Origin of the sequence: Amycolatopsis thailandensis (genome assembly GCF_042723255.1) — a bacterium.
GTDB lineage: Bacteria > Actinomycetota > Actinomycetes > Mycobacteriales > Pseudonocardiaceae > Amycolatopsis > Amycolatopsis thailandensis.
This window is the reverse complement of the sequence record NZ_JBHXJK010000221.1, coordinates 1-9,313: the sequence shown is the minus strand read 5'-3', so window position 1 is coordinate 9,313 and position 9,313 is coordinate 1. Positions and strand designations below refer to the sequence as shown.

Sequence of the window (9,313 nt, the reverse complement as noted above, 5' to 3'; positions counted from 1 at the left end):
CCCTACCTTGAGGGTAGGGAAGGAGGCCTTCACGGACTTCCGTCTCATCCTTAAAGTGTATAACGACCTATACGGCCCGGCGAAAGGCGTTTGTCGCCGGAAAACGGCGACAAACGCCAAAAGAAGCTCAAGAAGAGGACCACCCGCTCCAGGAGCGAACCAAGGTGCTCACCACGGCATGTGGAGCAGGCTGCGTCTCGTACTGCGGATACTTCTCACGCAGCAGTCGCATCGAGGGCGCCTGCTCCTCGGGATCGGTGAGTACCCGGGCGACGCCGTCGGCCCGGGCCCACCAGAGCCCTGTCCAGTCCTCGTCGTAGCGATCGGTCAGGAAGCTGACCACGGGGTTCTCCGCGATGTTCTTCAGCCGTCGCAACGCCGTCGTGCTCTTGGGTTTGTGGTCGATCGCGAACGCCACCGAGTCGCCTTCGACGACGAACGTCACCGGCACCAGGTGGGGCACGCCGTCGGCGCCGGCCGTCGCCAGCCTCGCGATCCGTTCGCCTTCGAACCGGGACCGGGCTTCCGCAGGCGTCAACCGCATGCCCGCAACCGTACCTAGCCCGAGCGGCGTACGCGGAGCACGTTGTCGGAACGCGTTCCTTGCTGTCCTTCGGGTCCCGGGAAATCGCGCGTGATCAGATCCCGCCGTTCCACGGTCCATTCGCCGTCGGCCAGCTCCAGCGCTTCGAGTACCTCGGCCGGCGTCGGGAAGTGGACGTCCTTGTGCGGCGGCTCTTCCATCCACGTCGGCCAGCCCGCGTGGCCGGCGACGATCAGGGTCCCGCCGGGGGACACGGCCTCGGTGGCGCGTCGGAGTGCCTTGTCCCGCTCGCCGTTTTCCTCGACGGGGGAGTGGAAGAACTGTGCGGAGACGAGGTCGAAGCGCCCCTCCGGGAACGATTTCGCCAGGTCATGGCGCTCCCAGGTGATGCCCTCGGCGCCGGCTTCGGCCGCGTGCCCGGCGGCACGCTGCAGCGCGACGTCCGAGATGTCGACGGCGGTGACGCGCCATCCCTGTCGCGTGAGCCAGATCGCGTCGCCACCTTCGCCGCAGCCGAGATCGAGTGCCGTGCCCGGCGTCAGCGAGGCGACCTCGGCCACCAGGATCGGGTTCGCCTTGCCGCTCCAGACCTGGTCCTTGTCCCGGTAGAAGTCTTCCCAGAACTGTTGTGTGGAATCCATGTCCGAAAGATGCCCCTGGTTCGACCAGGCTCGCAAGTTCCGTTGCCGTTATGGCAAAACCAGGAGCGTGCCCGCGTCGGCGTCGAGGGCGGCCCGTGCCCCGAGGGGGATGGTCGGCGACGCCGGGACGTGCCCGACGCCGAAGTCCCAGACCATCGGCACGCCGAACGGGCCTAGCCGATCGAGCATCAGGGACCGGATCGCCTCGAGGTCGCCGCATGATTCCCACGACCCCAGCACGAACCCCCGGACGCCGTCGAGCCAGCCTGAACGCAGCAACTGGGTCAGCATCCGGTCGATCCGGTACACGTTTTCGGTGACGTCCTCCAGCAGCACGATCGCGTCTCGCGCCGAGCCCTGCTCCGGAGTTCCGAGGCCGGAGGCCAGGAGTGCGAGGTTGCCGCCGATGAGCGTGCCGGTCGCGGTCCCCGGCACGAGCGGGGACGACGTCGACGAGGTGATCGTCCGTACCGCGTCCGGCTCGAACAACGACAGTCGCAGGTGTTCGGCGGCCACCGCGTCGAAGAGGGTGGTCGCGGGCAGGGGGGAGAACAGCGTTTCCAGTCCCAAGTGGACGTTCACGGCCCGGTGCAGCGCGGTCACGTCGCTCGACCCGGCGAACGTCTTGGGGCCGGCCGCCCGCAGGGAGGGCCAGTCGACCAGGTCGAGCATTCTCTGGGAGCCGTAGCCGCCGCGGGCGGCGAGAACGCAGGTCACCTTCGGATCCAGCCAGGCTCGGGTGAACTCGGCCGCCCGCGCCTCGTCGGACGCCGACAGGTAGCCGGTGGGGTTCGCGCGGACGCCTTCGCCGACGTGGACTTCGACGCCCCAGCCGCGGAGCACCGGCAGCGCCTTCTCTACGAGGTCGGCCGGGACCGGACCCGCCGGAGCGACCAGGGCGATCGTGTCGCCCGGTCGCGTCGTGGGCGGCCTCACCGGCTCAGCCGGAGCTTCGGCACACCGGGTGTCTCGAAGCCGAGGACCTGGCCGTAGAAGGACAATTCCGCTTCGAGGGCGGCGATGATCGTCTCCGCCTTCCGGAAGCCGTGCTGCTCGCCCTCGAAACGCAAGTAGGCGTGCTCGATGCCGCGGCCCGCCAGCCCGGCGACGAACCGGTCCGCCTGCTCGGGCGGGCAGATCTCGTCTTCGAGGCCTTGAAGGAACAGCAACGGTCCGGCGAGGGTGTCCGCGTTGTTGATCGGTGACCGGTCCCGGTAGCGCTGCGCGGTCTCCGGCAGCGGCCCGATCAGCCCGTCGAGGTAGCGGGACTCGAAGTCGTGCGTCTCGCCGCCGTCGCCGGTCCACTGGCCGAGGTCGAGGATCGGGTACATCACGGTGCCCGCGCGGTAGGTCGTCGTGGTGGTGAGCGACGCGGCGGAGGTGTATCCGCCGGCGCTGCCGCCGCGGATCGCGAGCCTGTCGCCGTCGACGGTGCCTTCGGCGGCGAGGGCTTCGGCGACGATGACGCAGTCCGCGACGTCGACGACGCCCCATTGTTCCCGGAGTCGTTCGCGGTAGGCGCGTCCGTAGCCGGTCGAGCCGCCGTAGTTCACCGTGACGACGGCGATCCCGCGGCTGGTGAAGTACGCGATCTCGAAATCGAGCACCGCGCTGTCTCGGCCGGTCGGCCCGCCGTGCGGGTAGACGAGCAGTGGCGGCCGTTCCCCTTCCGGCGCGGTGAAGTCGGCGTTCGCGGGGAGGTACACGAAGGCCGGGATCCGGTCTCCTTCGTCGCTTTTGAAGATCCGTTCGACGGGAGCCGGCAGGTAGGCGGGTGACGGCTGGTCGGGTGCCGTCGCGAGTTCGGTGACCGTGCCGTCTTCGAGGTCGACCTTCACGACGGCGCCCTCGCGTGCCGGTCCGGCCGCGACGCCGACGACGGCGCCTTCGTGGACGGCGAACCCGTTGGTGGACCAGGTGGTCAGGTCGGCGGCGGCCGCGACCGGGGTCACCTCGCGGGTCGTCTCGTCGAGGATCGCGAGACGGCCCGACGCGATGACGGCGTACCGGCCGGCCCCGAGCGGGGTGAACCAGCGTGCGCCGAGTTTCCACTGCGCGCCGCCGATCTCCCGCTCGCACGGCGCGAGGTTCGTGACGCCGCCGTCGAGTGCGACGCGGTGCAGGTTCCACCAGCCGTCCGGGTCGAGCAGCGCGAGCAGGCTGTCCGCCGACTCCCATTCGATCTGGCAGACGGAGACGTCGGCCGCGCCGGCGAGCACGTGGTGCGGGCCGAAGGTCCCGTCCTCGCGGATCTCGGCGACGCACAGTTCCGTGCCGTCCCAAGGCATCGCGGGGTGGTTCCAGCCGAGCCACGCCGCGCGGGTGCCGTCGGGGGACAGTTGCGGCGCGGTGAGGAAGTGGTGGCTGGCGGCCAGGACCCGCGCCGGGCCGCCGTCGAGGGGGATCGCGACGAGGTCGCGAGCGATGTCGACGCGCCGGGGTCCGGTGCTGCGTTCGCGGACGAGCCACACTTCGCCGGTCCGGCCTGGCCGGAGGTCGCTGTAGCGGATCTCGTGCCGGGCCGCGGGCTCCGGGGTCAGGGGTGTGGTCTCGCCGGTGGTCAGGTCGCGGCGGTAGACGCGCTGATCCGCCCAGTGGGTGAAGACGAGGACGTCGCCGAGCACGAGCCAGGGGCGTCCGCCGTACTCGTGGACGCGGTTGCGGACGTTCCAGGGAGCGGGAAGGACGTCTTCGGTCGTGCCGTCCGCGCGGGACCTCACGAGGGTGACGCGGCCGCCTTCACCGGTTCTCGCTTCGGCCCACCAGACCTCGTCTCCCGCCGTTGCGAGCCATTGCGCGCTGACTCCCGAGGCCGCGACGTCGGCGGCCGACAGGGGAGACGTCCAGGTGCCGTAAGGGGCGATCTCAACCACAGCTGAAGACTAGGAGCGGCCCTTTGCCCGCGGTGGCCCGGGGCACAGCTCGGACACGCGGTTTTGTCGAGCGGTTTCGCCCTGGGCGGAACCGTGGGGCGGCGGATGCCGATCATGGGGCCGTGGCCTAGTGTCAGAGATGCCATGTCTCGCGTAATCCACGTCTTCCGCCAGCCCGACCGGTTCGTCGCAGGAACCGTCGGTGAGCCCGGCGACCGCACGTTCTACCTCCAGGCGTCCGAGGACGTCCGCACGATCAGTGTGACGATCGAAAAACAGCAGGTCGTGGTCTTGGCCGAAAGGCTCAGCTCACTGCTGGAAGAGGTCGCCAGCCGGTTCGGCGCGGACGTACCGGACGACGCGCCCGACGAGCTCCTCGACGTCGACCCCCTGACCGTTCCGGTCGAGGAGGAGTTCCGCGTCGGCACGATGGGGCTCGGCTGGGACGCCGACAGCAGCGCCGTCGTCATCGAGCTGCTCGCGATGACGGAGGGCGAGGTGGACGAAACGGTTGTTCTGGACGACACGGAAGAAGGGCCGGACGCCGTCCGCGTCTTCCTGACCCCCGGTGCGGCGCGCGCGTTCGCCGAACGCGCCGACAGGGTGGTCAACGCCGGTCGCAAACCGTGTCCGCTGTGCGCGGAGCCGCTCGACCCGGCGGGCCACATCTGCCCGCGCCAGAACGGGTACCGGCGCGACGTCGACGTCCTCGAGGACTGACAGAGGTGTCGGAGACTTCGCGGGAGCTGGTGACACGCGGCAAGATCGACGTCGAAGGCAGGCTCGTCGACGCCTCGAACGTCACGCTCTTCTGCACGATCGAACTCGACGGTGTCAGCGGCAACGTCGTGTACAAACCGGTGTCGGGTGAGCGGCCGTTGTGGGACTTTCCGGACGGGACGCTGGCCGGCCGCGAGGTCGCGACGGCCATGGTCGCCGAAGCCTCGGGACTCGGCGCGATCCCGCCGACGGTGCTGCGCGACGGGCCGTTCGGCCCCGGCATGGTGCAGTTGTGGATCGAGACCACCGAAGAGGAACTGGTCGACGTCCGCTCGCCGGAGAGCCTGCCGGAAGACTGGCGTGTCGTGCTGCACGCGCACGATCGCGACGGCGAGCCCGCGGTGCTCGCGCACGCGAACCGGCAGGGCATGCGGGAACTGGCCGTGCTCGACATCGTGGTCAACAACACCGACCGCAAGGGCGGCCACGTGCTGGCCGGTGCCGACGGCCGCGTCTACGGCGTGGACCACGGGATCTGCCTGCACACCGATCCGAAGCTGCGGACGGTGCTCTGGGGCTGGATCGGTGAGCGGCTGACCGAGGCCGAGGTCGGCAAGCTGCGCGGTCTGCGCGAGAAGCTGGACGGCGAACTCGGCGACGCGCTGGGCGAGCACCTCACCGCCTTCGAGATCCGCGCGCTGGCCGAGCGCACCGAACTGCTGCTGGCCGAGGGGGTCTTCCCGGAGCCCGGCGACGACTGGCGCGCGATCCCTTGGCCCCTGTTCTGAACGTGCTGGACGATCAGGCCCGCGCACGCCTGATCAGGCGCTTCGGCGAAGGCGTCACGACGTGGTGCGACGATCTGCCCGCGTTGGTGGCGCGGTTGTCGGAGCGCTGGGGTCTCATCGTCGTCGACGCGAAACCCGGCAACACCGGGCGCACGCTGATCTGCGTCGGAGACGACGGCGCCAAGAAGGTTCTGAAACTGACCCCGGATCCCGCGATCGCCGAGTCCGAGGCCGCCGCGCTGCGGGCGTGGGACGGCTGCTCGCGGGTCGTGCAGGTGCTCGCCACCGAGGTCGCCGACGGCGCGATCCTGCTGGAAGGCATCGATCCCGGCACGCAACTGCTGGAGGCGGCGGACGTCCCGTGGGCCGAGATCGGCGACCTGCTGACCCAGATCCACGCGGTGACCCCGCCGCCGGGCTTCCAGACGCTGGAAGACCGGGTGACCTTCATGTATGGGCTCGCCGAGCGAGGTCTCCGCGGGTCGGTGGCCGAAGCGACGTTGCCGATGGAGACGCTCGACCGCGCGCGGCTGCGGGCGCTCGCCCTCGCCGCTGACGGGAGAGGGAACTCGATCGTGCACGGCGACCTGCATCCGGGCAACGTCCTCGACGGCGGGCCGGGAAGGGGAGCGGTCGCGATCGACCCGCGTCCGAGCGTCGGCGACCCGTCGTTCGACCTCGCCGACTGGGTCACGCTGCCGATGCGTGAGGGCGGCACGCTCGACGACGGCTTCGACGCGATCGCGCCGCATCTGCCGGGTTTCGACGCCGAGCGGGTCCGCGCGTGGTGTGTCGCGCTCTCGCCGCTGTTCGTGATGCGCCCGCTCGAACGCGGTGAACGGACCCCGTTCGTCGAGGCGATGCTGTCATTCTGTCGGTGAACCCGAGTCCGCGATCGACGTCGGCAGGGCGGCTCATGGCCGCCTGACCGGCGTGGCGGGCAGACGCCGGCCCCGGGCACCGCTAGCGTCGTCCGCCGTGCGCTCCCATTCCTACGACGACGTGCTGTCCGGCCCGCGCAAGCGGAAGATCCCGGAGGTGCCTGCCGAGCCGGGGCTCGTGGTCGAAGACCCGGCCAGCGGGTTCTGCGGCGCCGTGGTGAAGATCGAGTACGGCAACGTGGTCCTCGAAGACCGGCACGGCAAGCATCGTGTCTTCCCGCTGAACCCCGCGGGCTTCCTGCTCGAAGGCAAACCGGTCACGCTGGTGCCTGCCAAGACCGCCCCGAAGACCCCGGCCCGGCGGATCTCCGCGTCCGGGTCGGTCCAGGTCCAGGGGCTCAAGGCCAGGGTCGCGCGCGATTCGCGCATCTGGGTGGAGGGCAAGCACGACGCCGAACTCGTCGAGCGGGTCTGGGGTCACGACCTGCGGGTCGAAGGCGTGGTGGTGGAACCACTCGATGGGGTGGACGTGCTCTCCGAGCGCATCGGCGAGTTCGGCACCGGGCCCGGCCGCCGCCTCGGCGTGCTGGTCGACCACTTGGTCGCGGGCAGCAAGGAGTCCCGGATCGTCGACGCGATCCGCGACGAGAACGTGCTGGTCACCGGGCATCCGTACATCGACATCTGGGAAGCGGTGAAGCCGTCGGTGGTCGGCATCCGCGCCTGGCCGAAGATCCCGCGTGGCACGGAGTGGAAGGAAGGCGTCTGCGAGGCGCTCGGCTGGGGCGAGCCGTGGGAGGGCTGGCAGCGGATCCTGGCGGCCGTCGGCAGCTACCGGGATCTGGAAACGCCGCTGATCGGAGCGGTGGAACGGCTCATCGACTTCGTCTCGGACCCGGGCGATGAGTCCTGAATGACCGCTTTGCGTGGGGTCACTCAAGGTCACGCGTCGGTCACGTCAGTTTCGCTTCTTCGGTATGAATCGGCGCGATCTGGGAGCATGAACGCATGACAGGCGCTCTCATCTGGCTGATCGCCGGCATCCTCTTGATCATCGCCGAGCTGCTCTCGGGTGATCTGTTCCTCCTCATGGTCGGTGCCGGAGCGCTGTTCGGGGCCGGTTCCGCCGCGTTGACCGGGAATCCCTTCATCGATGTCGCGGTGTTCGCCATCGCCTCGGTCGGGATGCTCGCCCTCGTCCGCCCGACCCTCAAACGCCGGTTCCTCGCGGGACCGGACATCAAGACCAACACCGACGCGCTGATCGGCGCGCGAGCGGTAGTAGTGTCCACAGTGGACGTCGAGGCCGGTCAGGTGAAGCTGGCCGGTGACGTGTGGTCGGCACGGTGCATGACCGCGGGGGAACCGATCGCCCCGGGGACGTCGGTGACGGTCGTCGAGATCTCGGGTGCCACGGCGGTCGTTTCGGCCGAGCTGTGAGCCGGACGGCCGCACAGCAACAGGTTTCTACGTAAGGGGAAGGTAGTTGTCAGAGGCAGTGGTGTTCATCGTCGTCGGACTGCTCGCGTTGTTCGTGGTCGTCGTCGTGGTCAAGGCGATCATGGTGGTGCCGCAGGCGCAGTCCGCTGTGATCGAACGGCTGGGCCGGTTCCGGACGGTGGCCTCTCCCGGCCTGACGTTTCTGGTGCCCTTCCTGGACAAGGTGAGGGCGCGGATCGACCTCCGCGAGCAGGTCGTGTCGTTCCCGCCCCAGCCGGTGATCACGGAGGACAACCTGACCGTGTCCATCGACACGGTCGTGTACTTCCAGGTCACCGACTCGCGGGCCGCGGTCTACGAGATCTCGAACTACATCGTCGGTGTGGAGCAGCTGACCACCACGACGCTGCGTAACGTCGTCGGTGGCATGAGCCTCGAGCAGACGCTGACCTCGCGTGACTCGATCAACAGCCAGCTGCGCGGCGTGCTCGACGAGGCCACCGGCCGCTGGGGCATCCGCGTCGCCCGTGTCGAGCTGAAGGCGATCGACCCGCCGCCCTCCATCCAGGACTCGATGGAGAAGCAGATGCGCGCCGACCGTGAGAAGCGCGCGATGATCCTGACCGCCGAAGGTCAGCGTGAATCGGCGATCAAGACCGCGGAAGGTCAGAAGCAGAGCCAGATCCTCGCGGCCGAAGGTGCCAAGCAGGCCGCGATCCTGAGCGCGGAGGCCGAGCGGCAGTCGCGGATCCTGCGGGCGCAGGGTGAACGTGCCGCCCGGTACCTTCAGGCGCAGGGTCAGGCGAAGGCCATCGAGAAGGTCTTCGCGGCGATCAAGGCCGGACGTCCCACTCCCGAGGTCCTGGCGTACCAGTACCTGCAGACCCTTCCGCAGCTGGCGCAGGGCGATGCGAACAAGGTCTGGATGATCCCGAGCGACTACGGCAAGGCCTTGGAAGGCTTCGCCCGCGCGCTCGGAGCCCCTGGTGACGACGGCGTGTTCCGTTACGAGCCGCCGAAGGAAGACCCCGTCGAGAAGCCGGACCTGGAAGACGAAGAAGTCCAGGGCTGGTTCGACACCTCCAGCGACCCGAAGGTCGCCGAGGCCGTCGCGGCCGCGGAAGCCGTGGCGCGCAAGGAGGTTCCGGCGCTCGGCGTCTCGACGCCGCGGCAGGAGCCGCCCGCTCCCCGCAAGGTTCCCAATGTCGCTCCCGAACCGGAGGCCGCCCCGGAGCCCACGCAGCAGCAGGCTCCGCCGCCCCCGCCCCGGTTGCCGCAGGCCCAGCCGCCCGCCGCGCCGCCGGGAGGCCCGTACCAGGGGCCGCCGTCGCAGGGACCGGGCAGTGGTCCATTCCCGCAGCAGGGCCCGTTCGGCGGTCCGCAGGGCGGTCCGCCGCCGCAGCGCTGACATCTCTCGGAGTACATG

General features: G+C 69.7%; 10 protein-coding genes. 6 read left to right on the top strand and 4 right to left on the bottom strand.

Annotation, left to right across the window (positions count from 1 at the left end; all coding sequences use genetic code 11):
• Window positions 1-127: 127 nt before the first annotated feature.
• From ACFWMR_RS41270 to ACFWMR_RS41255, 4 genes are read right to left on the bottom strand one after another with little or no spacing between them, the layout of a single operon-like run.
• The gene (locus ACFWMR_RS41270; RefSeq protein WP_378382325.1) at window positions 128-544 is read right to left on the bottom strand and encodes a TIGR03668 family PPOX class F420-dependent oxidoreductase; all 417 of its coding nucleotides are present in this window, start codon (window positions 542-544) and stop codon (window positions 128-130) included.
• 14 nt (window positions 545-558) lie between these two features.
• Window positions 559-1,185: a class I SAM-dependent methyltransferase gene (locus ACFWMR_RS41265; protein WP_378382324.1), complete on the bottom strand. Its 627-nt coding sequence runs from the start codon at window positions 1,183-1,185 to the stop codon at window positions 559-561.
• Between the two features lie 48 nt (window positions 1,186-1,233).
• Window positions 1,234-2,121, bottom strand: a complete 888-nt coding sequence (locus ACFWMR_RS41260; RefSeq protein WP_378382322.1) for a S66 peptidase family protein — start codon at window positions 2,119-2,121, stop codon at window positions 1,234-1,236.
• Complete coding sequence (locus tag ACFWMR_RS41255) at window positions 2,118-4,058, bottom strand: S9 family peptidase (protein WP_378382321.1); 1,941 nt, start codon at window positions 4,056-4,058, stop codon at window positions 2,118-2,120. The genes ACFWMR_RS41260 and ACFWMR_RS41255 overlap by 4 nt, the downstream gene beginning before the upstream one ends.
• 144 nt (window positions 4,059-4,202) lie before the next feature.
• On the opposite strand from ACFWMR_RS41255, the gene ACFWMR_RS41250 reads away from it, so the two are divergent.
• From ACFWMR_RS41250 to ACFWMR_RS41225, 6 genes are all read left to right on the top strand, one after another.
• Window positions 4,203-4,778, top strand: coding sequence for a DUF3090 domain-containing protein (locus ACFWMR_RS41250; RefSeq protein ID WP_016334235.1), 576 nt, complete (start codon window positions 4,203-4,205; stop codon window positions 4,776-4,778).
• A gap of 5 nt (window positions 4,779-4,783) precedes the next feature.
• Window positions 4,784-5,566, top strand: coding sequence for an SCO1664 family protein (locus ACFWMR_RS41245; RefSeq protein ID WP_378382320.1), 783 nt, complete (start codon window positions 4,784-4,786; stop codon window positions 5,564-5,566).
• The gene (locus ACFWMR_RS41240; RefSeq protein WP_378382319.1) at window positions 5,551-6,447 is read left to right on the top strand and encodes an aminoglycoside phosphotransferase family protein; all 897 of its coding nucleotides are present in this window, start codon (window positions 5,551-5,553) and stop codon (window positions 6,445-6,447) included. The genes ACFWMR_RS41245 and ACFWMR_RS41240 overlap by 16 nt, the downstream gene beginning before the upstream one ends.
• 97 nt (window positions 6,448-6,544) lie before the next feature.
• Entirely contained in the window at window positions 6,545-7,360 is an 816-nt protein-coding gene (locus ACFWMR_RS41235) for a DUF3097 domain-containing protein (protein WP_378382318.1), read from the top strand.
• A gap of 95 nt (window positions 7,361-7,455) precedes the next feature.
• Window positions 7,456-7,887 carry an NfeD family protein gene (locus ACFWMR_RS41230; protein ID WP_378278217.1) on the top strand — a complete coding sequence of 144 codons (432 nt, stop codon included), beginning with the start codon at window positions 7,456-7,458 and terminating at the stop codon, window positions 7,885-7,887.
• 58 nt (window positions 7,888-7,945) lie between these two features.
• Complete coding sequence (locus ACFWMR_RS41225) at window positions 7,946-9,295, top strand: SPFH domain-containing protein (protein ID WP_378382326.1); 1,350 nt, start codon at window positions 7,946-7,948, stop codon at window positions 9,293-9,295.
• Window positions 9,296-9,313: the final 18 nt, after the last annotated feature.